Genomic DNA, 22,846 nt, shown 5'->3' with positions numbered 1-22,846 from the left:
GCGAATACAACATCTCAACATGCTATTATTCAGAGAAACACTTAATTCCACGGCGTAAGAACAAAGAAAAACACAGAGAGAGAAAGTGAACACTCACTTTAGAAAAAACCAAAGAGGAAAACAAATGAACATAACCGAGAAGATTTTGGCTAAAGCTGCAGGCAAAACCTTGGTGCAGCCAGATGAAATCGTAGACGCAAACGTCGACGTCATCATGGTTCACGACCTGACAGGACCCTTAGCCATTGAATCCTTCAAGAAGATAGGCGTAAGCAAAGTTTGGGATAACAAAAAAGTAGTCATAATCCTAGATCATCAGATCCCTGCTGAATCGGTAAAGATGGCAGAGTTGCACAAGATGCTACGCAAGTTCGCAAAAGAGCAAAACATACGCATGTACGACGTAGGCGAAGGCGGCATATGCCACCAAGTCATGCCCGAGAAAGGACACGTAAAACCAGGCGATTTACTGGTGGGCGCAGATTCACACACTTGCACTTACGGCGCATTTGGTGCATTCGCAACAGGCATAGGCTCCACAGAAGCAGCCGCCGTATTTGCTACAGGAAAAATCTGGCTCAAAGTTCCTCCAACCATCAAATTTAACGTAGAAGGACAATTCCCCAAATACGTCACAGCCAAAGACCTCATCCTAAGCATTATTGGCAAAGTCGGCGTAGACGGATGCATTTACCGAAGTGCAGAATTCACAGGGCAAACCATGCAAGACATGAGCGTAGCAGGCAGGATGACTGTGTGCAACATGGCAGTAGAGATGGGCGCTAAAAACGGCATCGTAGCACCCGACCAAAAAACCGTCGAGTTCCTAAATGGCAGAATCCCAGATGCACAAGAAACCATCAAATCTCTGCAAAGCGACGCGGATGCGGTTTACGAGAAAACCGTGGAAATCAACGTAGCAGATTTGGAGCCTCAAGTTGCCTGTCCAAGTTCAGTAGACAACGTCAAGCCTGTCTCGGAAGTTGGCAACATAGAAGTTAACCAAGCATTCATCGGCTCCTGCACCAACGGACGCATAGAAGACCTACGAGCAGCCGCGCAAATCATGAAGGGCAAAAAAGTCAAATCAGGCGTCAGGGCACTGATAATTCCCGCGTCCCAAGAAGTCTACGCCCAAGCAATCAAAGAAGGCCTAGTTGAAACCTTCACGGAATCAGGCGCACTGGTTTGTGGCGCAACCTGTGGACCTTGCCTAGGCGGTCACATCGGCTTGTTAGCAGCAGGCGAAGCTTGCGTGAGCACGTCGAACAGGAACTTTATTGGCAGAATGGGCAGCAAAGACGCCAGCGTCTACTTAGCCTCGCCCGCAACCGTTGCCGCTTCAGCGTTAACAGGAAAAATATCTGACCCGCGCAAATTGGAGGCATAAAAGGTGCAAGTTAAAGGAAAAGCCATAAAATTCGGAGTTAACATTGACACAGACGTGATTTTGCCAGGCAAATGGCTCTCACTAATTGACCCTGCCGAGTTAGCCCAGCACGCCATGGAAGGTTTGGACGCGGAGTTTCCCGCAAAAGCCAAGGAAGGCGTTATAGTTGTGGGCGGCAAAAACTTTGGGTGTGGCTCAAGCAGAGAGCAAGCGCCCATAGCTTTGAAGCACTCAGGCGTCAAATGTGTGTTAGCAGAGTCGTTTGCGCGCATATTCTTCCGAAACAGCATAAACATCGGCTTGCCCGTGATTGAATGCCAAGGCATCTCAGAGGCGGTAGCAGAGGGCGACGTTTTAGTTGTGGACTTAGAAGAAGGCAAAATCCAAAACGTGACCCAAAATAAGAGTCTTTCAGGAACAAAGCTTCCTCCGTTCATCATGACGATTCTAACTGACGGAGGCTTAATTGAAAATCTACGAAAGAGGTTGAACAAGCAATGAATGAATACAAAATATCCGTAATCGAAGGCGACGGCATCGGACCAGAATTAACCGAAGCCACCCTAAAAATCCTAAACGCCGTAGAACAAAAATTCGGCTTAAAACTTGAAGTCATCTACGCCGAAGCAGGCGACATTTGCAACGAAAAAAGAGGCGTTCCCCTACCTGAGGACAGCGTACAGAAAATCAAAGAATCCCACGCATGCCTCAAAGGCCCCGTAGGCGAAACCGCAGCAGACGTCATCGTCAAACTACGGTTAATGTTTGACCTCTACGCTAACTTGCGTCCCATCAAAACATACCCCGCCGCAGCCGCAGCCCGACCCGACATCGACATGATGTTTGTTAGGGAAAACACTGAGGACGTCTACAAGGGCTTAGAAACCACCATAGGCAACGACACTACCTTGTGCCTTAGGGTTATTACCCGCAAAAACTGCGAACGCATCGCTAAGAAAGCATTTGAAACCGCCAAGCTACGCAACGGCAAAAAGAAAGTCACCGCCATCCACAAAGCCAACGTCATGCGCGTAACCGACGGCCTCTTCGCCAGTGTATGCCGTGAAGTCGCAAAACAGTACCCCGACATAACCTTCAACGAACTATACGTCGACGCTGCCTCCATGCGCCTAATCAAAGAACCCCAAACCTTCGATGTGCTGTGCACCTGTAACATGTTTGGCGATATACTCAGCGATGAAGCAGCCCAGCTAGTCGGCGGCTTAGGCATGGCTCCAGGCGCCAACGTAGGCGACGACTTCGCACTCTTTGAACCCATCCACGGCTCCGCACCCAACCGCGCAGGCAAACAAACCGCAAACCCGCTATCCATGATTCTAGCCGCCAAAATGATGCTACAGTGGCTAGGCAAGAAACATAGTGATGCTAAATGCATAAACGCAGCGAACGCTATAGAAGATGCAGTAGTTGAAACACTACGCAGCGGCAACACCGTTCCCGACTTAGGTGGAAACAAGACCACCGTGGGCATGGCAGAAGCAATCGCCGCAGCGATAGTGCAAAAGACCGGTTGAATAAACAATGAATCCCAAAACCTCCCCCCCTTATATCCGAATTTTTGACACAACCTTAAGAGACGGCGAGCAAACCCCGGGGGTTTCGCTTACCATTGAAGATAAAATCGAAATTGCACGGCAGCTAAGTTTGCTTGGCGTGGATGCTATAGAAGCGGGTTTTCCAGGTTCATCTGATGGTGAAAAAAAGGTCATCAAAGAGATTATGAAAGCCAAGTTGGATTCTGAAGTTTGTGGGCTTTCCAGATGTAACCGAAAAGACATTGACGCGGCGCTTGACTGCGACGTGGATACGGTTCACGTGTTTATTTCAACTTCTCCTGTGCAGATGCAGTACGCAATAAACATGACACCACAGCAGGTGCTAGACGCAACGGCAGATTCTGTGCAGTACGTTAAAGACCACGGCTTAACCTGCGAGTTCTCCCCCATGGATGCCACCCGCTCCGGACTACCGTTCCTCAAACAGGTCTGCAAAGCCGCGCAAGACGCAGGCATGGATAGGCTAAATGTGCCCGACACCGTCGGAACCATGCGACCCAAAACCATGAGCCAACTCATTGAGGACATCAAAACCGTCACGTCTGTTCCCATTAGCGTTCACTGCCACGACGACTTTGGCATGGCAGTCGCGAATTCCTTAGCTGCGGTGGAGGTAGGCGCAACCCAAGTTCACTGCACCATAAACGGATTAGGCGAACGCGCAGGAAATGCCTCGCTAGAAGAAGTCGCCGTTGCCCTGAACTTGCTCTACAAGTACAAAACAGGCATCAACATGAAGCTGCTCTACAGCACCTCTCGCATGGTCGCTGCCCTAACAGGCATGATGGTACAAGCCAACAAAGCCATAGTAGGCGAAAACGCTTTCGCGCATGAATCAGGCATCCACACCCGCGGAGTAACCGAAAAACCCCTAACGTTTGAACCCATCGCACCCGAAGTCGTAGGACGCACCCGAAAACTCGTTGCAGGCAAACTGGCAGGCACGCGGGGCATCAAAGCGGAGCTAGAAGAAGTTGGCATTCGCCCCACCGAAGAGCAACTCAAAGAAATTGTCAAACGCGTCAAAGACCTAGGCGATAAAGGCAAGATGGTTACTGACGCTGACTTACTCGCACTAACGTCCGCAGTCATGGGTGAGGTTATAGCTGAAGAAAAAATCGTTGACCTATGCGATTTGGCGGTCATGACAGGCGTGAAAGTCTTGCCCACCGCGTCGGTTCGGCTGTCGCTTGATGGTAAAGAGTACGTAGCAGCAGAAACAGGTGTTGGTCCCGTAGACGCCGTGTTAAAATCCATAACTAAAGTCACGCAGAGCATGGAAAAAATCCGCTTAAACGAGTACCGTATAGAAGCCATAACAGGAGGCTCTAACGCCGTTGCAGAGGTCGTTATCAAAGTTGAAGACGAACATGGCAGAGTAGTTTCGGCGCGCGCCGCCCGAGAAGACATCGTTATGGCAAGCGTAGAAGCAATGATTAACGGGATAAACAAGTGCCTGATTAAAAATCGTAAGCAGGGAAACAAAAAGTGACAAAGGTAGCCTTCCAAGGTGAACAAGGCGCATACAGTGAAAGCGCAGTTTACCAGTTCTTCGGTGCCCAAGCAGAGGCGAAACCGTGCCGCGAATTTCGCGACGTGTTCGAAAACGTCCAAAAACAGCAAACAGACTTTGGCGTGGTTCCTGTGGAGAACAGTTTGGAAGGCAGCGTAAACCAAAACTATGATTTGTTCTTGGATTACGATTTGAAGGTCTGCGGCGAAGTCATCGTCAAAATCGACCATTGCCTCATAACTAACCCCACCGTAGAAATTGACGCGGTAGCGACGGTTTTTTCTCATCCCCAAGCCTTAGCGCAGTGCCGCAAGTACCTTGAACAGCTTGGACGCGAACTCGTCCCCACCTACGACACCGCAGGCAGCGTAAAAATGCTCAAAGAAAACAAACTACAAAACGCCGCCGCAGTCGCCAGCCAAAGAGCCGCCCAACTCTACAACATGAAAATCCTCAAATGCGACATAGCCGACAACAAAGAAAACTATACCCGCTTCTTCGTACTCTCCCAAAAAGACGCACCCGCCACAGGCAAAGACAAAACCTCCATCATATTTTCAGCCTCCGACACCCCAGGCTCCCTCTACCACGCCCTAGGAGAATTCGCCAAACGCGACATCAACCTAACCAAAATCGAATCCCGCCCCACCAAACAAACCCCCTGGCAATACAACTTCTACCTCGACCTCAACGGACACCACACAGAACCCCAATGCGCACAAGCCCTCCAAGCCCTCAAACAACACAGCGCCTTCATCAAAATCCTAGGCTCCTACCCCAAAGCCACCTAACCCTTCTTTCCCGCGTTTCTATAGCCCCTCCCCCCGTTTTCAGAACCACTCGTTTTGGGCTGTGTTTTTGTTTTTAAGCCTGTTTTGGGGTTTAGTTGCGTCTCTAAAAGGCGCAAAAAGGTGTAGAAAGTCGTAAAAAGTCTTGTTTGCGGCGGTTAGTTTTCGGTGGATTCGAGCATTTTGTACATGGTTTGGTAGGATTTTGCGAATTCGGGGTCGGTTTGGAGCAGTTTAGCTTTGATTTGTTCGATGTGCTCGGTTATGGCTTTTGGGTTTTTTTGTTTGAGTATGTCTAGCCATGCTTGGGCTTTGGCTATGAACTGGTCTTCTAAAGCGCTAAGTTCGGGGAGTTTGGTTTGCAAGCTGGCGTAGACGTCGGGGGTTTCCATGGCAGTTGCTTCGGCTAAGGTGAAGAGCATGCGGTAAGTGGTTCCCGCGACCTGCTTGGTTTCCGAAAACGCTGGTTGCTCCAACAATGTCTCGCAGGCAACTAACCCCAGAAAATGCGGCAACCCCAAAACCATGGACATGAGTTCATCGTGTTTTTTGGGGGACATGACAAAAACGTTGGCGCCCTCTTTCTGTAGCCAGTTCTTGAATTTTTCTGCGTACTGTGCCTCAGCATCGTTGGTGGGTGTTAGGATGTAGGCTTTGTGTTTTAAGCCGTGGCTGCCAGGTCCAAAAACGGGATGCGTACCAAGGGTAAGGGCGGTTTGGATGTTTTCATGCATCACTTTGACGGGGTAATCTTTAATCGAGCAGATGTCCATGACGACTTGGTTTGGTTTTAGGGCGGGGCTGATTTTTTTTATGACTTCCTCAAACGCGCTAATGGAAACGCAGATGAGGATGCGGTCAGCACCTTGGATGGCTTGGGTAAAGTCGGTTTCCAACTCCACGCCAAGGTCTTGGGGAAGCGCGTCGAGTTTGGTTTGTTTGCGGTCAGCCAAAACGACGCTATCTCCAGCTTGTTTACAGTAGTTAGCGAACCAAGCACCCATCTTTCCCGCGCCTAAAACCGCGGTTTTCATCAAGGCGCCTCGCAGATTTTGTCTAACGCCACTTTGAGCTCGTCAATGGGGGCGGTTAGCGAGATGCGAAAGTGCTCAGGATAGTCGCCAAAGGAGGTTCCTGGGGCTATGGCTACGCCTTTGTCAAGTAAGCTGAAGACGAATTTTTCTGAGTTTAAGCCGTCGCGTTTGGGGAACACGTAGAAGGGCGCGTCGGGTTGTGTGAATGAGAAGCCTGCTTTGGATAAGGTTTGGGCGGCTAGGTCGGCTCGTTGTTTGTATTCGTTTCTGATGTCTGCGGCGATTTGCTCACGCAACTCTAAACCTTTCATGGCGGCTTCTTGGATGAATAGGGGCACGTTGTTTATGGTTATCTGGTTGAGTTTGGTGATTTTGCCTACGAGGTCTTTGTCTGCTATGATATAGCCAATTCGCCAGCCGGTCATGGAGAAGGCTTTGGAAAAGCCGCTGGAAAGCACGTGGTTACCCTCATACTCTGTGATGCTTTTGGTTTGGGTGAAAGCTATAGAACTGTAAACCTCATCGGAGAGAACCGTAACGCCCTTATCGTTGGCGATGTCTACGATGCCGTCTAAAACTTTGGTGTCCATGACTTTGCTGGTGGGGTTGTTTGGGTTGTTTAGTATGATCATGCGGGTTTCGCTGTCAATTGTTTCTTTGAGTTTCTCTAAATCCACGTTCCAGCCATCTTGCATCTCAGCGCGCAGCAGCTTGGTTTTTGCACCCAAGGTTTTCGCCATCAAAGCATAAGCTGTCCAGTAAGGAGTGGGAACAACAATGTTTCCGCCGCTTTTCATGGTCAAGTACATGGTAGAGAAGATACCCATTTTCGAACCAGGCATAATCACCACGTTGTCGGCTGAGACACCGTGGATTTGAGCAATTGCTTCGCGTAGTTTTTTTTCGCCAAACGAGGAGGAGTACTTGGTTTTGCCTTGTTTCATGGCGTCGTAGGCGGCTTCTACGATTTGGGGGGGCGTTTGCATGTCGGGGTCGCCCAAGTTTAGTCGGATTATCTTTTTTCCTTCACTTTCAAGTTTTAGGGCTTTCTCATTTATTTCATACAACATTCTTGGCTGATTCTCCGTTAAGAGTAAATTTGCAGGTTCTTTATTCCTGAACAGAACTGCACATATTAACTATTTCGCGGTACATCGCTTCAACCCGCATGGGGTCTAAACCCAAAACCTCGGCTTGCTCGCGGATGCGCAGATAAACGTTACGTTCACGCTCAGCATCCCTCACGGGTATACCCTGCTCTTTCTTCACACAACCTATATCACGGCAGATTTTTACTCTTTCGCACAACAAATCCAAAAGCTGCTTATCCACTGCGTCAATTCTAATGCGCAACTGCTTGAGGTCAGCCATTACGGCTTTGCCCCCACAACTTTAGGCATAACTCCTGCGCGGATTAGGTGGTCAACTAAGGTTACTGCCACAACCGCTTCCACTGCGGGCACGGCTTTAGGCACCACACAAGGGTCATGGCGTCCTCCAACTCGCAACGTTGACGGTTTTAGGTTTGATAAATCCACGGTCTGCTGCTCTTTGGCAATTGAAGGCGTAGGCTTAACCGCGACTCGAACCACAATAGGCATGCCCGAAGACAAGCCGCCAAGGATGCCGCCTGCATTATTGGTAACCGTTGAGACTTTTCCGTCTGCAACGGTGTAGTTGTCGTTGTGCTGTGAGCCAAGCATTTTTGCGGCTGCAAACCCCGCGCCAAACTCAACGCCCTTTATGGCTGGAACTGCAAACAACGCTTTTGCCAAATCAGCATCCAACGCATCACACAAAGGCTCACCCACGCCAGCAGGAACACCCACCGCCACGCACTCAACCACGCCACCCACACTATCGCCAGCTTCACGCGCTTGCAGAATCTGCTCTTCCATCTGCTTTGAAACAGTCAAGTCAGGACACCTAACCGCAGAATCAAACTTTCCAGCTTTGATTTGTTCGGGCGTTGCTGATTGGGTTAACTCGGTTTTGCCGATAGCTTTTGTGTAAGCTAAAACCTGTATGCCGTGTTGGTTGAGCAGTTTTTTAGCTAGAGAGCCTGCCATGATTAGGGCTACGGTGAGTCTGCCTGAGAATCTTCCTCCGCCGCAGTAGTCGTTGAAGCCGCCGTAGCGGATGCTTGCAGGGTAGTCGGAGTGGGCGGGTCGGGGCAGAGTTTTAAGTTGGCTGTAGTCTTGGGAGTTAGTTTGCCGATTCTCAACCGTTATGCAGATGGGGGCGCCTGTGGTGAAGCCGTTAAAAATGCCTGAGTGAATCTGCGCGGTGTCTTTTTCTACGCGGCTAGAGAAGAGGTTGGGGTTTTGCTTTGGGATTCGCAGGTCTAAATCTGCCTGAACATCCGTAGCAGCAAACGCGAGTCCCGCTGGGCAGCCGTCTATAAGGACGCCTACTTGTTTGCCGTGGCTTTCCCCAAAAGAAGAAACCACGAATTCTTTACCTATCGAATTCCCCGCCATCAACATCAGCTCCTAATGACCGTAAATCTGTGAAGAACTGCGGATAAGATTTTCTAACGCATTGGGCGTTTTGGATTACGGTTTCGCCTTTTGCGCCTAAAGCGGCGACTGCGCACGCCATGGCTATGCGGTGGTCGTTGTGGGGGTCTAGGGTTGCGCCGTGAAGCTTGCAGGGACCTTTGATGGTTAGGCTGCTCTCGTCCATTTCGATGACGGCACCCATTTTTTGCAGCTCCACAAACAAAGAGTTGAGGCGGTCGGACTCTTTTAGGCGCAGACGCTGCGCATCATGAATTTTAGAGACGCCGTTGGCGTAGCAAGCTAAAGCCGCGCATACGGGTACGAGGTCGGGAATATCACGAGCGTCTACATCTAAAACTTTCAAGCCCTCTTCTCCTTGCCCAGTTATCTCGATAGAGTCTTGGCAGACTTTGCCGTTAACGCCCATAAGCTGCAGTATACGCATAATAGCCTTATCACCCTGCACGGAGGCAAAATCCAGGTTCTTCACGGTAACAGTTGAGTTGGTTACTGCGGCTGCGCAGAGCAGAAAAGCTGCGGAAGAAAAATCACCTGGCACCCTTGCGTCTTGGGGCTTGTAGGTTTGATTTGCGGGGATTTTTACTTTGCTAAAGTCCTCAGCTATGTCGGCAGTGATTTGATGTTTGGAGAGCACGTTTTCTGTCATGAGCACGTAGCTCTTGGATTCAAGAGGCGTGGAAAGCGTAAGGGCGGTGTCGGCTTTTGCTAGGGGGCAGGCAAACATTAAGCCTGAAACAAATTGACTGCTAACATCGCCAGGCAGGGTTGCTTTGCCGCCTTGTATGCCGCCGCCTTCAACGTGAATAGAGACTCTGCCGCGCACGGTTTTGACTTCGGATTTGACGCCAAGTTGTTTGAGGCAATCCAACAACGGCTCAACGGGACGTTTGGATAAGCCCTTGCCTAGACTAAAGGTGGAAGGCGTAGGTGCTAGTGCGGCTACGGGTATCATGAAACGCAGTGTTGCGCCTGATTCGCCGCAGTTAATGGGTTTGGAGGCTCCTTTGAGTTCTTTGGCGCCTTCTACTGTCCAGCAGTCCGCCTGAGAAGTCTTCACCTTAGCGCCTAAAGCCGTAACGGCGCGTATAGCTGCTTGGGTATCCTCGGAGAGCAAGGGATTAGAGATTTTGGAGGTTCCCTGTGAAAGCGCCGCCGCTATGAGCATACGCTGCGTATAAGCCTTCGAAGCAGACGCACAAACTTCACCACGCAAAGCCTCAGTACGCCTAACAATCATATCAGTCATAAACTAACCAACAACCTGTGCTTTTTTACTGTTTAGCCCCGCCAAAACAACTTCACCATCAAAACCCTCAAAAGCAGACCGCACCGCACCGCACGTATCTTTGGAGACCACCGCAGTTACCGAAGGACCCTTGCCACAAAGCCCAGCAGCGACAGCTCCAGCGTCAAGAGCAGCCAACGCAACAGAAACATCAAAACCCAACGCAGAAGAATAGATTAACCCGTTAAGTGAGAGTGCAGTCCAAAAGTTACCGTTGAGGGCTTCTTTGTAGGCAACTTGGACGAGGGGCGCAACGGTTTTGAGTTTAGCAACATCAGAATTGATGGTGTAAGCTTTCTTGGCGGGCACATAAAACAAAACCTGCAAATCCTCTGGCAACTCCACACGCGAAACCAGCTCGCGAGCTAAATTATCGGTTACGACTGCGCCGCCAAAATACGACGCACAAGCATCATCAAACGCGCCCGTCACCGTAACCTTCGCGTCAAACGCGGCGTCTACGCCTAAACGTACAACCGACAAATCATCCAACTCCTCACCCAAAGCGGCGATGGTGGCTAGGACGGTGGCGTTGGCGGCTGCGCTGCTGCTTTTTAGTCCACGCGCTACAGGAATGTTTGACTCCGTGACGATTTTGGCTCCAAACTGCTCTTGCGCGCCAAAGTGTTTTAGGGCTCTGCGCGTAGCGTGTTCAATTAGCGCGGTGTTTTCGTTGGCGTCAGAGAGAATTTTTCCCGTAACGACATGGGGCTCGTCTGTGAGTTTGACTGTTGCCTGTGTCCACAAATCTACGCCAAAAGCTGCACCTGACCCTGTTGCTATGGCGTTGATTATGGTTGCGGCGCCATGCGCTACAGCTTTAGCTTGTTTTGCCCCCACGTTGTGTCACCTACTGTTAAGTTGAAGATACGCAGCCTGCCTCATAACTTCAACGGGTGCTGTCTTGCCAGTCCAGATTTCAAAGGCTGCCGCGCCCTGATACAAAAGCATCTCCACTCCACTAACCACCTTCGCGCCCGCCGCCTTAGCCGCTTTGGCAAGCTGGGTTTCCACAGGATTATAAACAATGTCCATGACTGCCAAATCTGACCTGAGTATCTCGGGGGGAACGGGGGTTTGGTTTGGGTTGGGGTGCATGCCTATGGAGGTTGCGTTGATTAGGATGTGGGCGTCTTGGAGGGCAGTTTTGATGCTGCTATTTGTTAGTGAGTTGGCTGTGATTTGTTTGCCTGAGGCGTTGGTGATGTTTTGGGCTATGGCTTGGGCTTTTTGGGCAGTTCGGTTAAGCACGACGAGTTGGTCAACGACTTTGGCAAGCTCGTAAGCTATGGCTTTGGTTGCGCCGCCCCCTCCAAGCAGCACCACTTTTTTGCCGTCAAGCTCCACGCCGTTTTCCAAAAGCGCCCGCTTAGCTCCTTCGCCGTCGGTGCTAAAACCCTTAAGCCTGCCCGCTTCGTTTCGTATCGTGTTTACGGAACCAAGAAACTCGGCGGTAGCATCCACCTCGTCAAGGCAGGGTATGACCGCGTTTTTGTGGGGCATAGTTACGTTTAAGCCGCCAAGGTTTAGGGCGCGCATTCCGTTAAGAGCCTCCGAGACTTGGTTTGGGGCGACTTTGAAGGCTAAAAAGACGCTGTCGAGCTGCAGGGCGTGGAAGGCGGCGTTTTGCAGGGCAGGGCTTAGCGAGTGCTCTATGGGGTCGCCTATAACGCCGTACAAACGGGTTTTCCCAGTGAAATTCATAAGCTAAAGACCCAGCAAACAGTAAGCAGACCGCATCTCTTGCAGGGACATTTGCCCAGGAGCCGTTTGGCTACCCCCCTCCAACGCTGCGAACGTGAAGTAGCCGCCAAACACGGGGGAGAGCAAACGCGAAATCTTGCCCAACTCGCCCATCGCGAAGCAGACGACCTTGGCGTTTTTGGAGGCTTCTGAGGTGAACTGGAGCAACTCGAGGTTGTCGTTTGTGTGGGTTGCGGTGGTTACGATTTTGCATACATCCGCGCCCGCCAAGAGTTGTTTTTCGAGGATGCTGTTTAGCTGGTTAACTGGAAATGAGGCGTGGTTGTTGTGGGACGAGACTATGCATTTTGCGCCCAACGTCTTGAGCTGCTTGACGGTTTCTGCGGGTTCTGGGGTGGATAGTTCCACGTCAACGTAGTCAAAGCCAGCTTTAGCCGCCGCAAACAAACGCTTCTGCCACTGCTCAGGGGTGAGGTCAGCGTTTTTGTCGGTTGCTATCTTGGGCAACTTGCCACACGCCACAATATCAGGCAGCCCATCTAAGGTTTGCAGGTTATCTAATCGGATTTCCACGAAATCTGCGCCGTTTTCTTCTGCCGCCTCAACTGCCGCTAGGGCTTGAGCTATGGTTTTGGGAAGAGTCGACACGCAGATTTGAGGTTTCACTTTTCTATCACCGTTTCGTCGGGAACGGATATGCCAAAGTGTCTGCCGCCTTTTGCGGCTAAGTGGACAATGACTTCATCACCCGCTTTGAGTTGGGTGACTGGGGTGGAGCCGTTTGGGGTTACGGCGCGGATGGTTTCGGCGTTTTGCAGTATGGTTTTGATTACTTTGCCGTCTGGGGTTTGGGCTTCGATGAGCATGAGGGGGCGGAATTCGATTTTTATTCGTCCAACGTTGGCGGTTCGGGTGCTGCCTTCGCGGTTTACGATGATGACTTCATCACCCGCTTTGAGTTCGGAGAGGTAACGCGTGTTTTGAAGCGACCCCAACGTGTACATTGAAATCGAGCCAGCATTCACGCGGAAGGGACGCGACGCCACGTAGGGGTTTTCGTGGACTTCAGCTTCTACCAAGAACAGCCCCGCCGATTGTGAACCAATTAGCATGCCTTCGCCTTGCACCATGAGGTCACAGGTGTCCACGCAGACCCGCGCGCCCGTGCCGATGGGTTTGGATAATATGATTTTGGCGGTTGCCATCTCTAGGGTGGGGGTTTGGTTTTGTATGGCAGCGGCGGTTTTGTTTAGCTCTTCAGGGTCAGAGGTAACTAGTAAGACGCCGTCGGTTCCTAGCTCTAAGGTTTCTAGGACGAGTTGGGCGTCTTGGGCGTTGGAAACTTGGGCGATGAGTTGGCTTTTACCGCGGGTTTTGGCGATAAGGTTCTCTAAGGGGATAACTCGCCAGTCCATGCAGTCTATGATGATGTAATCCGCGTTGAGGTCTGCTGCTTTGACGGCGTTGTTTTCGTCTTCTTTGCCTTTTATGGTGATTTTGAGGGCGACTTGTTTGCCGTCACGTTTAAGCCCAACAATTGCTTCGGGGTCAAAACCGTCAAGAACCGCGATAACCTCAAAGGTCTGCGTGTTTGTTGCTTGCGCTCCGTCGACGATGACGTTGCTTACTTGCTGGGCTAGTTTTTGCAGTTTGTCTTTGTCGGTTGCGTCTTGGGGGATTTGACTCCAAAGTTCTTTCATTCTTCTTCACCGAGCAGTTTTTTGGCTTTCGCCACAGGCATGTCCTCATGGACAATTGCTGAGAGCGCTTTGACCATGGCGGTTGGGTCTTCGTGCTGGAACACGTTACGCCCAATGGAAAGGCCAGCGCCGCCTGCTTGAATAGACTCGAAAGTTATGTCCAAGATGTCAGTTGGGGTTGTGGCTTTGGCTCCGCCTGCTATGACAACGGGAACAGGGCAGCATTCGATGACGGTTTTGAAGGTTTCAACATCGCCTGTGTAGTTGGTTTTAATGATGTCTGCGCCCAGTTCTGCGCCTAGCCGCGCGGCGTGAGCTACCACGTCATGAGCGTGTTCGCTTGCGATTCGTTGCCCACGGGGGTACATCATAGCCAACAGGGGCATGCCGTAGAGGTCGCATTCCTCGGCGACTTTGCCTAATGTCACAAGCATTTTATCTTCGTCTTGCGCGCCTACGTTAACGTGTACTGAAACCGCGTCTGCGCCAAGCCGCACAGCTTCCTGCACACTGCAGACTTGTACTTTGTTGTTAGAGTTAGGACTCAAGTTAGATGCGCCTGAAAGCTGCACAATAAGCCCTGCAGCGCCCGCATCCACAGACTTAGCTATACCCTTATGCACCACAATAGCGTCAGTTCCACCCTCCAACAGACACTTAACAATACGCGGCATATCCTCTATACCTTTTATAGGTCCAATAGTGACACCGTGATCCATGGGCACTACGACAGTGCGGCTATCTTGCCTAAAGATTCGTTTTAAACGGCGTTTCTTGCCCTCATTCATAGCAATCCAATCTCCTAACATCCATTACTTTAAGGGTTGACGTGTGTTCATCCATTTGGCTCCTTAAGGAGTTTCTGATAAACCAAGCGCTTTTCCACGTTCAGCCCAACCACGCGCCCAAAACGACCTGTACATGTCGTTGAAGAAAAGCATTTCGGAAAAAACAATGCCCCAACCAGCTCAAACAATGACTCGCACCGACCCCATGTCAACTGCTGCATTTAGAAAGCCGTGAGAAGAGATAAAAAGAGGGGGATGTGATGCTATCGGCTTTTCTTTTTGAGGACAAATGCGATGAGAGCTATGGGGATTGCGAGCAAGGCAACAACTGCTGCAATGTAAACTGCATAAGGAACAGGTGCGCTGGTTTGATTGCTCGTTGGCGAGGGCGCAGTTGAAGCGGAAGGATCAGAGGTGGAGTTGTCTGGAATTGGACCGCCGTAGCTTAGTGCTTGGCAAGTGATGACTTCTCCGTTGTTAGCCCAAATTTCAACGCGCAGCACACTGACAAATCCGGGGTACATATCAGCCAAAGGCAGATAAATTGCCCAGAACGGATACAGATCATTCACAGCATAGCGGCTTTGAGTACGCAGTTCAGATAGGATTTGTTTTTCAACTATTTCAAAGTCAGTGACTTCTTTGCCGTCGTACATGTATGAGTATTCTGCGGCGCAGTTTAACGCGGTTTCTATCGCCTGTTTTTCTTGCACGTTTACTGTGGGGTCTCCGATTTCGTATGTGTAGCGGTTATCGCCAAAGGACTTGAACATGTTATCTTCAAAGTTTAGGATAAGCCCAGGATACGTAACGCCGTTGAAGAAGGGGTTCCAGCTAAAAGATGTTGAAGAATCTGTTACAGCAATGTCTAGCTGCAGATTATCGCTTGTTGTTGTTTTGTTTGTTTTTGCTTCAATGCCGTCTAGCATGTTCTGCATGTCGAGCAGGTTGGCGTCAGCAGTGAATGTTTCGTAGCGGTCTAAAAACGTGGAGGCAGCATCAGGCAGGTCAACAGCTAAGGGTTTAGCATACAAAGGTTCACCAGAACGCAACTTCAAACGGCATGAGACCAATTTGTCGTCAGCAAAAGTAAAATCGGCATCGATGAGGCTGTAGCTTTCCTCTTTCACGTCCCAGTACTGCAAAGTGTATTTACCAGAGGTTTCAACATACCCAACATCACCGATGAAGGCTATGTCAGAGTAGTTTTGTATGAAGCTTGTTTTCAGTGTAGCCTCATATTTTTCCATGTCTAACCCAACGACGTCATTTAGGAAAACCAGAACTTCATCGACTTCAGCGGGTGAATCATCCAAGCCTGCAACCGCAACACAGGGCAAAGCACAAACCAAAAGCGCAGCCAAAGCTACAAAAAGAAAGACCAAAGAAAGGTTTTTTGAAACAAGTTTGTTCACCAAATTCACCTACCCAGGCATTACGTGGTCTCCATCACCCCAAACACGCATCTGGGTGTAATCCCATTCGTCTGTTTGAGGGTTCCAGACTAGTTGGTTGTTGTACAGGTCGCTGCTGCCAAAGGATACGCCAAAGCCGTTTATGAATTCTGATGCGTCGTCAAGAGCGTCGTTTACAGTGATTCCTTGCAAGGCGTAGTTGAAGAATTGATAAAGGAACTGAGACAGATAGCGGTCAGGAGCTTGACCATAGTAAAGGTAACAAGGCGAAATCCAACTGAAACTCATAAAGACATGATCACGGTCATCAGGGTCAGCATAGCCGTAATCTTCGAGTTGACTATTTGGGTCATCGATATCCATCCAAGAGGCTAACATGCCCCAACTGTGGGAACCTGATATTTCACCTGCACGGCTACTGTCTCCTTCAAGACAGGACCACAGAAAGATGAAGTCGTGGGTTCCTCTAGTTTTGTCTGCGTCGTCTTTGCCATCTACTACGCTACTGTAAACGTTGTAGTCTTTGATGAATTCCCATGTGCCACCTGTGTAGCCTTCATTGTCAGCTACGCCCCAGTGATAAATATCGCAGCCATAAGTTCCACAGTCGCCAGGACTTGATGCTTGCCAAAAGTGCCCTTTGTAGAGGATAACAGAGTAGTCATAGTCGGCTTCGCTGTCTTCTATGCTGCTGTAAACGGTGCCTGGCTGAGTGCTTGCACCCCAATTGTCTTCAACATCATACACGCCTGTGGAGTCAAAAAGACCACAAACATATTCTGAAACGTTCCCAGACAGGTTCAGTTCATCAGCACCACCAGAGGCATTAGGGTAATCTGTGGTTCCCCAAGATATCATGTTAGGCTCGCGTATCAACCCGTAATCGTAGTAGGTGCCTGTTTCTTCCATGAAAACGTTACCGGTGAAACGGTAGTCTTTAAGCACGTTGTTGCCTGAATCCAGAACTTGAACGTAGTATACTTGAAGCCCAGCAGTGTAAGCTACCCAAGGGTCAACATTTTTGATCATAACGCTAACGACATCACTAGAGAAACCAGACAAATCTAAAACACCAGATGTGTCACTTCTCCAGCCTACCCAGCCGCCATTGCAGGTTGCAGTATAGCTACAAGCAGTTATGTATGTGTAATCGGTAACGGGATGTTCAGCGTCACTTTGCGTACGGAACTCTCCAGAGTTTATCAGCTTTCGGTCATGTTCATGATCCACAACGTAAAGTTGATTGAGGGTGTGAGATGTACCAGAACGGTCTAAGTACCACTGCCAGTAAACACGCAGTTTCTTTCCATCAAGATAGTCCTTGTCAATATGCAAGTACACGTATGCGTCACCAAGACCAGACTGAGTAGACATTGCCTGCATAACAGTACCAGAAGCTTTACTAAAAGAATAGGAAGGATTGTAAGAACTCCATTGTTTGTATTCCTTCACTGCAAATACATCGTACAAATCAGTGGGAGCCGCTGCAACAGGATTAATGCTAATGAAAAGCGAAAAAAATAGAAGCGAAAGTAAAAGCAAACCTGTAGTTACAAGTTTTTTATGCACTTTTTTTCTCTCCCAATGTTTAAGAGCTTAACTAAAGCTCTAAACAGGCATCTTAAGAAACCCGAATATATTTTTTCCCAAATCGAAAACGCAACCTTACCATTTAAAACACAAAAAGCAAACATCAAAGTGACTAAAACAAGTCAAAAACCAAATCCAAATTCAAACCTAAAAAAACAAAAGAAAACCACACAACTCACAGACAAAGAAGGCAAACACACCACAAGCTAACAACACAACAAAAGCAGCAAACCAAACCACAGTGAACTGCTTTGCGAAACATTATAATTTTCCAGTCTCGCTTTTTGTGAGTAGTTGAAGGTGTATTGTGTGAAGTTTGGTGCTTATGTGTATGAGCCGCAGAAGATTGCGGGTTTTGATTTTCATTTGTTGCGTGTGAAAACTGAGTTGGGTAACAGAATTGAGCCGCAGCCTGATATGTACAGTAATTTGTCGATTTTTGGGGATAACGTTGCGGTTCGAGATAACCCAGACTGGATTAGTCAGTCGGCGTTGGGTCCTGCCAAGCTGGGCAATAGCAACTTTAACATTTACTGGAATATCGTGTGTGCTACGCAGCCTGAGCACCGCGCCGAGCAACTCGAGTACATAGAGATGCTGGATAAGAAGTCTCTTGGGGTTTGGCCTAATAGCCAGTATTTTGCGGATCATGGGCACTGTACTTGTCCGCGGTGTATTGAGCGTTGGAAGAGAAGCGGTTTGGGTTGGATAGAGTGGCGCAGAAAAGAAGTCACAGGCTACGTTGCACAGATGCGTGAACGCGTGAAAAAGGATTTGGTTATGTGCATTCAGCCTGACCCTATAAACTCGCTGGAGCGTTATGGTGTGGACTTTGACGACCTTGCCCAGTACGCCGACGCTTTCAACGTGGTTATGTTTAGCAAAAACTATGCGACGCCGTGGTACTGGGAAATGCTAACCAGGGGCTTTAAGAAACTGCTCAAAAAACCCTTCTACATCAGCCTCTACGTTTTTGGTCCAGGAGACGACCCCAAAGACACCCCCACAGCCGCAGAGTTGCTCACGGTTAGCACGCGGGCACTGCGAGTTGGCGGCGTCGAAGGCGTCTTGTACATGGCAAATGGAGCCAAAGAAATGCAGGCCTTCCAAAAAGAAGCCGTCAACCAAACCCAACTGCGCCAGCGCCTAAGAAACTTCGGCGGAAAACCTGTCCAAGAATACCTCGACAAAATCGCAAGCTGGGAAAAAACCGTCAAGTAAACCCACCTTTTAACCCCGCCCAAATTTCCTGCTTTTTTTGTGGTGCCTTGCGGGTGCGGTAAGGCGGGGTTTGTGCCGAATTGATTATATATCTAAGTTGTTGAAACAAAGTGTTGGCGTCTGATGGTTAACGAGACAAGAACAATTAAGTTTCTGTTTGGGTCGGCGCAGGCTTTGCTTGCTTGTTCTACGATAGCGTTGGCTTTGGCGCTTCAGTTTGGATTTTTTGACCCCCAAGTGTGGAGTATTTCGCAGGATGCACTGGATTTTTACGTGGTAGTTTTGTTGGGGGTTGGCGTGGTTTTGTTAATTGGCGGCTTGTTTGTGTTGTATGATTCGTGGGAGAGTCTGCGATGAGGGGAAGTGAAGCCGTATGAAGAGAATCAGGCGTTCAGGTCTTTTTGATATAGTTATTGCGGGTCTTAGCGGCTCTATAGGCTTTGAAATCTTTGTCCTGCTCAACTATGCTTACTTTAACCTTTCAGGACCATACTTGGTCTTTGCTTTGCTGTTGGGCGGCGGCATAAACTTTCTAATTATGCTTAGTTACTGCGAGTTAAGCGCAGCCATGCCTCTTGTAGGCGGAGAATACACTTACATCAAAACGGCGTACGGCGGCTACATCGGCTTTATAGCGGGCTGTTTTAGGTGGCTTGCCAGCATCTTTGCAGCGTCCCTAGCGGCGGTTACGTTTGTTTTGCAGCTTGCGTTTTTGCTTTCAATTTTCTCGCCGCAGCTTCAAGCAACAGTTGTAAACTGGGCATGGCTCCTATCCATCCTAATAATAGTGGTCATGAGCGCATTTGAGATACGCGGCAGCCAAAAAGTAGGAAGCATAGTGGTCATTGCCTTCATCGCCTTATTCGCGGTCTTCATCATAGGCGGCTTTGTCCAAGGCGTAAACCCATCGGGCATGTTTGATTTCCCCTCTCCGCAAGGGTTACCAGGAGTTTTGGCGGCGGTGGTCTATACTTTTCCTATGTTTATAGGGACAAAATCGTTGATTGCTACGGCTACTACGGCTGAGAATCCAGAGAAGAATGTGCCTAGGGGCTTGATTTTGTCGGCTCTTTTTGTTATTCCGCTGTATGTTTTGTTGGCGGTGGTTGCGATGTCGACGGTGGCGGCTTCGGGGACAACGGAGCAGGTTTCTTTGTTGAACTTTGCGGCGGATTCTATATTTGGCGGGTACGGAGGTATTGTCTTCGCGCTTGCAGGCATGGTAGCTTGCTTATCAGCTTTGGGAACATCGCTTTCGGTGCAGTCCAGCATCTCACGAGGCATGAGCCGCGACGGATACTTCCCCAAACTGTTAACGGCAGTGCATTCTCGCTTTGGAACCCACTACATAGCAGTTATCGTAGGTTCAGTTTTCATAATGGGGTTAAGCACCTTAGGAGATGTGCCGTTTCTTGGATACGCCGCCAGCTTTGGCTCCCTAATAGTCTTCGCCCTTGTCAACTTGTCGCTTATCAAACTAAGAAAAACCAAGCCACACATGGACCGCCCCTTCAAAACCCCGCTTTTCCCCATAATCCCAATTTTAGGCTTCATACTATCAGTGTTCTTGCTTGTTTTCCCCGTGTTCTTTGGAGACGGAAACGCCACAGACGCCTTAACTTCAGGCGCAGGCATCATAGCCATAGTCTTAGGGTCGTACTATTTGAGAATGGCAGGACGGTTCAGGCTACAAATAGCAGTAGGCGGCATCGGAATGGGCGTAGGCATCGTTTTAGGGCTGCTTTCGGTAATGAACATAGCAGGTCTTGTTGGGTCTATAATACCGTTTATCCCTAATTATGCACAGGCGCTTTTTGGCGTTGTCTTAATTGTTACGGGCTACTTTAATCTCAAAGCGGGTTCCCAGAAAAAACAGGAAGAACAAAAAGAATCAAGGGTTAGTAAACTGGTTGAGGCGTTGAGTAAAAAGTTCAAATTCGCTTTCTGAAAGCCAGTCCTCTAACGTTAAGGTGTCTAATCCGCTTTTGATTTCTTTGAGGGATTTCTTTGTTTGCAACAAATTAGCGTCAACGCAGGCTTCGCTTATTTCACGGCTAAACGCCACGTTCTCCTCTAGCAAAGTAATAAAACGGTTCAGTAAAGAGATTATCTTTTGAGAACGCGTTTGAAGAAGCTGCGTGATTCGTTTTTTACCCATGATTTTTAGCCGTAAGCCAATTCCACCGCTGTTTATAATTGAAGGAGCCACATACGTGTAACGGCGATTTGATCCCTGCTGATAGCAAATTAGATAAAACGGCAAATAAACCAGCAACGGCGAGGACTGCTCCTTTTTAACCCCCACTTTATCAAAACCTTCTATAGTTTCATCACGCATCTTTGCCAGATTATCGATCTTGCCGATTATAACAGAAGCCATTTCTTCGATTTTTTCCATCTCGTCTTGGCAGATTTTGGTTTCGGCGTCGCGGGAGGATTCAATTTCCATTAGACCCGAGGAGGCTTCTTTGACTTTGACGTCAGCGTCTTCTTTTAGCTGGAAAAGCTCTTTTTTCTTGTTTTCCTCAATCCCTTGGATTTGCTCTTCCAAAGTCTTTATTTTCCCAACTATGTCAGGGAGGTCTCGTTTGAGTTCAGTGCGTTTTTCTTTCCATTTCTGCTCAGCGGCTTCATCTTTGTTAACTACAGAAGATTTTATTTCGTTTTCAACCTTCACGATTTCAGCAGAAATGAGCTCTTTTAGCTTTTCTAGCTTGATAATCTCTTTTCGGATAGCAACGATTTCATCTTCAAACTTGTTTGATACCTCAACGACCTTGTCGGAGTACTCTTTGTTTATTTGTGCTTTTTTGTATTCGAGGATTTTTTTGGCTTCGTCGAGTTGTAGGCTGAATTCGTCTTCGGAGGATTTGATTTCTTTTTTGAGGCAGGATAGGGAATGCTGACTTTTCTGGTTTACAAGTTTGATTATGGCGCTTAGTTCTTTGGATTCTTTGACGAGTTGGTCATAGAAGCTTTCTAAATCAGCCATGGTTGACTTCATCTGCGTTTCCGAATACGCAGGGGAAACCAGCACGCTTCCAGTTACGGATGACTCAGTAGTTTTCGCTTCCTTCAAATACGCAATGAATTCTGCAAGAAAATCGCGGTCAGATATTAAACCCTCGATATCTTTGGTTTGCTCGCCTTCGGGTTTTTCAAAATAGTTAAGGTTGTTTGAAAGAAAGCTTGCGAAGGTGTGGCGTGTTGAAGAGCTATCCTCTATGCCAGACTTGAAAGGTTCGGGGTCAGGAAAAGTCAGATACGTCAACTTGTGAGAAGACAAATTCAAGCCGTCAAAAACGCAGGTAAGGTCTCTGCAGGGCATTACCCAAAAAGGGTAGTATACTTTGGAAATGAAAACTGTTTTTTCTGGAGGATGCTTCCTTAGAAAGCCTTTAGCTTTCTTTCGTTCAATCTCGGCTAGGCAGAAAACTGTGGCTTCTTCAATCTCAGTTATTTTGCCGTTTTCGCCTTGCTGGAATGAGGAGAACGGAAGCAGCGTTTTTGGTTTTTTACTAGACAAAGTTTTCATCTCCAGTTTGAATAGGCTTAACTGCTTATTAGAGCAGTAGCAGATTTATAAATTACGACTGCTCAGCCAAAGAGAAACAGAGGTTATATAAAAAGTAATTTAACAATCAAGACAATACTAATGGGTGTACAACAGTCGGACGTGGAGGGAAACCGTGGTTGACCAAGAAAGAAAACAAGGAAATAACAGTCAAAGCACCGTCTAAACCGGTTGTATCTCCAAAAAAGAAAGCAGAGAAAACCACGCAAAAAGCCCTAGAAGAAGAACGTTATGGCATACTTCAGGTGCCCAAGAGAATTGGGAAGTATATGGGAGCCTGCGCGGCGGCTGTAGGTGCTGTTTTGATGGCGCTTTTGTTCTACACAAGCATATTCCAGGCTAACTGGCTATTTTTGTCCGCAGAAACGCCACTTTGGAGTTTAGGGATTTGGTTTGTCATCGGAGGAATCAGCATCCTCACGGGTTTTCTCCTGATTGGAAGCGAATGATAAACGAATCTCCTTGTTACCAAACGCCAAAACAACCCCGCCAAGCAAAGTTAAGGCGCCAATAGCAGCCACAAAAACCATCATGAACTCGTTTGTGAAAACAACACTAAGGTCTACAGCTCCCGTTGCCGTCATAATTGCCGATACCAAAACAACAAATCCTGTGAAGGAAACAAAGCCTCCAAGCGCAATCTTTAACCGTTGCCTTGTCGAGAAAGTCGGCATATACCTCATACGTACAAGGATAAAGGTTAGAGATAACTGTTGCGTCAAGCAGGCAAACGGCAAATAGGCAG

The 22,846-nt window shown here is 48.7% G+C and carries 23 protein-coding genes; 10 read left to right on the top strand and 13 right to left on the bottom strand.

Going from position 1 to position 22,846, the window contains the following annotated elements; all coding sequences use genetic code 11:
* Positions 1 to 124 precede the first annotated feature (124 nt).
* Genes NWF04_09865 through pheA form a run of 5 tightly spaced genes read left to right on the top strand, consistent with a single transcriptional unit; the run spans position 125 to position 5,271 of the window.
* Positions 125 to 1,390 carry a 3-isopropylmalate dehydratase large subunit gene (locus tag NWF04_09865; GenBank protein ID MCW4006877.1) on the top strand — a complete coding sequence of 422 codons (1,266 nt, stop codon included), beginning with the start codon at positions 125 to 127 and terminating at the stop codon, positions 1,388 to 1,390.
* 3 nt (positions 1,391 to 1,393) lie between these two features.
* Positions 1,394 to 1,891, top strand: a complete 498-nt coding sequence (locus NWF04_09860) for a 3-isopropylmalate dehydratase small subunit (GenBank protein ID MCW4006876.1) — start codon at positions 1,394 to 1,396, stop codon at positions 1,889 to 1,891.
* Positions 1,888 to 2,925 (top strand): isocitrate/isopropylmalate dehydrogenase family protein, encoded by a 1,038-nt coding sequence (locus NWF04_09855; GenBank protein MCW4006875.1) that lies wholly within the window; start codon positions 1,888 to 1,890, stop codon positions 2,923 to 2,925. Before NWF04_09860 ends, NWF04_09855 begins: the two co-directional genes overlap by 4 nt.
* Positions 2,926 to 2,932: 7 nt before the next feature.
* Positions 2,933 to 4,459, top strand: coding sequence for a 2-isopropylmalate synthase (locus NWF04_09850; GenBank protein MCW4006874.1), 1,527 nt, complete (start codon positions 2,933 to 2,935; stop codon positions 4,457 to 4,459).
* Positions 4,456 to 5,271 carry a prephenate dehydratase gene (gene pheA, locus NWF04_09845; protein ID MCW4006873.1) on the top strand — a complete coding sequence of 272 codons (816 nt, stop codon included), beginning with the start codon at positions 4,456 to 4,458 and terminating at the stop codon, positions 5,269 to 5,271. Before NWF04_09850 ends, pheA begins: the two co-directional genes overlap by 4 nt.
* Before the next feature lie 155 nt (positions 5,272 to 5,426).
* Here the strand turns inward: pheA and NWF04_09840 are convergent, their stop codons facing one another.
* From NWF04_09840 to NWF04_09785, 12 genes are all read right to left on the bottom strand, one after another.
* Positions 5,427 to 6,302, bottom strand: coding sequence for a prephenate dehydrogenase/arogenate dehydrogenase family protein (locus NWF04_09840; GenBank protein ID MCW4006872.1), 876 nt, complete (start codon positions 6,300 to 6,302; stop codon positions 5,427 to 5,429).
* Positions 6,302 to 7,372: a pyridoxal phosphate-dependent aminotransferase gene (locus NWF04_09835; protein ID MCW4006871.1), complete on the bottom strand. Its 1,071-nt coding sequence runs from the start codon at positions 7,370 to 7,372 to the stop codon at positions 6,302 to 6,304. The genes NWF04_09840 and NWF04_09835 overlap by 1 nt, the downstream gene beginning before the upstream one ends.
* Before the next feature lie 40 nt (positions 7,373 to 7,412).
* Positions 7,413 to 7,673: a chorismate mutase gene (locus NWF04_09830; GenBank protein MCW4006870.1), complete on the bottom strand. Its 261-nt coding sequence runs from the start codon at positions 7,671 to 7,673 to the stop codon at positions 7,413 to 7,415.
* Positions 7,673 to 8,782: a chorismate synthase gene (aroC, locus tag NWF04_09825; GenBank protein ID MCW4006869.1), complete on the bottom strand. Its 1,110-nt coding sequence runs from the start codon at positions 8,780 to 8,782 to the stop codon at positions 7,673 to 7,675. The genes NWF04_09830 and aroC overlap by 1 nt, the downstream gene beginning before the upstream one ends.
* Complete coding sequence (gene aroA, locus NWF04_09820) at positions 8,760 to 10,070, bottom strand: 3-phosphoshikimate 1-carboxyvinyltransferase (GenBank protein MCW4006868.1); 1,311 nt, start codon at positions 10,068 to 10,070, stop codon at positions 8,760 to 8,762. The genes aroC and aroA overlap by 23 nt, the downstream gene beginning before the upstream one ends.
* A 3-nt stretch (positions 10,071 to 10,073) precedes the next feature.
* Complete coding sequence (locus NWF04_09815; protein ID MCW4006867.1) at positions 10,074 to 10,949, bottom strand: shikimate kinase; 876 nt, start codon at positions 10,947 to 10,949, stop codon at positions 10,074 to 10,076.
* A 6-nt stretch (positions 10,950 to 10,955) separates the two neighbouring features.
* Complete coding sequence (locus NWF04_09810) at positions 10,956 to 11,813, bottom strand: shikimate dehydrogenase (GenBank protein ID MCW4006866.1); 858 nt, start codon at positions 11,811 to 11,813, stop codon at positions 10,956 to 10,958.
* 3 nt (positions 11,814 to 11,816) lie between these two features.
* Entirely contained in the window at positions 11,817 to 12,479 is a 663-nt protein-coding gene (locus NWF04_09805; GenBank protein ID MCW4006865.1) for a type I 3-dehydroquinate dehydratase, read from the bottom strand.
* Positions 12,476 to 13,513 (bottom strand): 3-dehydroquinate synthase II, encoded by a 1,038-nt coding sequence (locus tag NWF04_09800; protein MCW4006864.1) that lies wholly within the window; start codon positions 13,511 to 13,513, stop codon positions 12,476 to 12,478. The genes NWF04_09805 and NWF04_09800 overlap by 4 nt, the downstream gene beginning before the upstream one ends.
* Positions 13,510 to 14,301: a 2-amino-3,7-dideoxy-D-threo-hept-6-ulosonate synthase gene (locus NWF04_09795; GenBank protein MCW4006863.1), complete on the bottom strand. Its 792-nt coding sequence runs from the start codon at positions 14,299 to 14,301 to the stop codon at positions 13,510 to 13,512. Before NWF04_09795 ends, NWF04_09800 begins: the two co-directional genes overlap by 4 nt.
* A gap of 263 nt (positions 14,302 to 14,564) precedes the next feature.
* Positions 14,565 to 15,716: a hypothetical protein gene (locus NWF04_09790; protein ID MCW4006862.1), complete on the bottom strand. Its 1,152-nt coding sequence runs from the start codon at positions 15,714 to 15,716 to the stop codon at positions 14,565 to 14,567.
* A gap of 9 nt (positions 15,717 to 15,725) precedes the next feature.
* The gene (locus tag NWF04_09785) at positions 15,726 to 17,099 is read right to left on the bottom strand and encodes a hypothetical protein (protein MCW4006861.1); all 1,374 of its coding nucleotides are present in this window, start codon (positions 17,097 to 17,099) and stop codon (positions 15,726 to 15,728) included.
* Between the two features lie 516 nt (positions 17,100 to 17,615).
* On the opposite strand from NWF04_09785, the gene NWF04_09780 reads away from it, so the two are divergent.
* The 3 genes from NWF04_09780 to NWF04_09770 all read left to right on the top strand — a co-directional run bounded on the left by NWF04_09780 (position 17,616) and on the right by NWF04_09770 (position 20,475).
* Positions 17,616 to 18,527: a hypothetical protein gene (locus NWF04_09780; protein ID MCW4006860.1), complete on the top strand. Its 912-nt coding sequence runs from the start codon at positions 17,616 to 17,618 to the stop codon at positions 18,525 to 18,527.
* A gap of 123 nt (positions 18,528 to 18,650) precedes the next feature.
* Positions 18,651 to 18,884 carry a hypothetical protein gene (locus NWF04_09775; GenBank protein ID MCW4006859.1) on the top strand — a complete coding sequence of 78 codons (234 nt, stop codon included), beginning with the start codon at positions 18,651 to 18,653 and terminating at the stop codon, positions 18,882 to 18,884.
* 16 nt (positions 18,885 to 18,900) lie between these two features.
* On the top strand, positions 18,901 to 20,475 hold the full coding sequence (locus NWF04_09770; GenBank protein ID MCW4006858.1) for an APC family permease: 1,575 nt from the start codon (positions 18,901 to 18,903) through the stop codon (positions 20,473 to 20,475).
* Here the strand turns inward: NWF04_09770 and NWF04_09765 are convergent.
* Positions 20,419 to 22,053: a hypothetical protein gene (locus NWF04_09765; GenBank protein MCW4006857.1), complete on the bottom strand. Its 1,635-nt coding sequence runs from the start codon at positions 22,051 to 22,053 to the stop codon at positions 20,419 to 20,421. The two genes, NWF04_09770 and NWF04_09765, sit on opposite strands and share 57 nt — an antisense overlap.
* Before the next feature lie 167 nt (positions 22,054 to 22,220).
* Here NWF04_09765 and NWF04_09760 point away from each other — a divergent pair, with 167 nt between their 5' ends.
* Both NWF04_09760 and NWF04_09755 read left to right on the top strand, forming a co-directional pair.
* Positions 22,221 to 22,550: a hypothetical protein gene (locus NWF04_09760; GenBank protein ID MCW4006856.1), complete on the top strand. Its 330-nt coding sequence runs from the start codon at positions 22,221 to 22,223 to the stop codon at positions 22,548 to 22,550.
* Positions 22,537 to 22,842 (top strand): hypothetical protein, encoded by a 306-nt coding sequence (locus NWF04_09755; GenBank protein MCW4006855.1) that lies wholly within the window; start codon positions 22,537 to 22,539, stop codon positions 22,840 to 22,842. Before NWF04_09760 ends, NWF04_09755 begins: the two co-directional genes overlap by 14 nt.
* Positions 22,843 to 22,846 lie beyond the last annotated feature (4 nt).

It is taken from the genome of Candidatus Bathyarchaeota archaeon, assembly GCA_026014465.1.
In the GTDB taxonomy this organism is placed as follows: Archaea; Thermoproteota; Bathyarchaeia; order Bathyarchaeales; family Bathycorpusculaceae; genus JADGNF01.
The sequence above is the reverse complement of the archived record's forward strand: the minus strand, read 5'-3'. Positions and strand labels throughout refer to the sequence as shown.

Excerpts from the sequence above, each read along its gene's own strand:
- NWF04_09865 (MCW4006877.1), top strand. The coding sequence starts at position 125 with ATGAACATAACCGAGAAGATTTTGGCTAAAGCTGCAGGCAAAACCTTG.
- NWF04_09855 (MCW4006875.1), top strand. The coding sequence starts at position 1,888 with ATGAATGAATACAAAATATCCGTAATCGAAGGCGACGGCATCGGACCA.
- NWF04_09850 (MCW4006874.1), top strand. The coding sequence starts at position 2,933 with ATGAATCCCAAAACCTCCCCCCCTTATATCCGAATTTTTGACACAACC.
- NWF04_09840 (MCW4006872.1), bottom strand. The coding sequence starts at position 6,302 with ATGAAAACCGCGGTTTTAGGCGCGGGAAAGATGGGTGCTTGGTTCGCT.
- NWF04_09835 (MCW4006871.1), bottom strand. The coding sequence starts at position 7,372 with ATGTTGTATGAAATAAATGAGAAAGCCCTAAAACTTGAAAGTGAAGGA.
- NWF04_09830 (MCW4006870.1), bottom strand. The coding sequence starts at position 7,673 with ATGGCTGACCTCAAGCAGTTGCGCATTAGAATTGACGCAGTGGATAAG.
- aroC (MCW4006869.1), bottom strand. The coding sequence starts at position 8,782 with ATGGCGGGGAATTCGATAGGTAAAGAATTCGTGGTTTCTTCTTTTGGG.
- aroA (MCW4006868.1), bottom strand. The coding sequence starts at position 10,070 with ATGACTGATATGATTGTTAGGCGTACTGAGGCTTTGCGTGGTGAAGTT.
- NWF04_09810 (MCW4006866.1), bottom strand. The coding sequence starts at position 11,813 with ATGAATTTCACTGGGAAAACCCGTTTGTACGGCGTTATAGGCGACCCC.
- NWF04_09800 (MCW4006864.1), bottom strand. The coding sequence starts at position 13,513 with ATGAAAGAACTTTGGAGTCAAATCCCCCAAGACGCAACCGACAAAGAC.
- NWF04_09795 (MCW4006863.1), bottom strand. The coding sequence starts at position 14,301 with ATGAATGAGGGCAAGAAACGCCGTTTAAAACGAATCTTTAGGCAAGAT.
- NWF04_09785 (MCW4006861.1), bottom strand. The coding sequence starts at position 17,099 with ATGCAGGCAATGTCTACTCAGTCTGGTCTTGGTGACGCATACGTGTAC.
- NWF04_09775 (MCW4006859.1), top strand. The coding sequence starts at position 18,651 with ATGGTTAACGAGACAAGAACAATTAAGTTTCTGTTTGGGTCGGCGCAG.
- NWF04_09770 (MCW4006858.1), top strand. The coding sequence starts at position 18,901 with ATGAAGAGAATCAGGCGTTCAGGTCTTTTTGATATAGTTATTGCGGGT.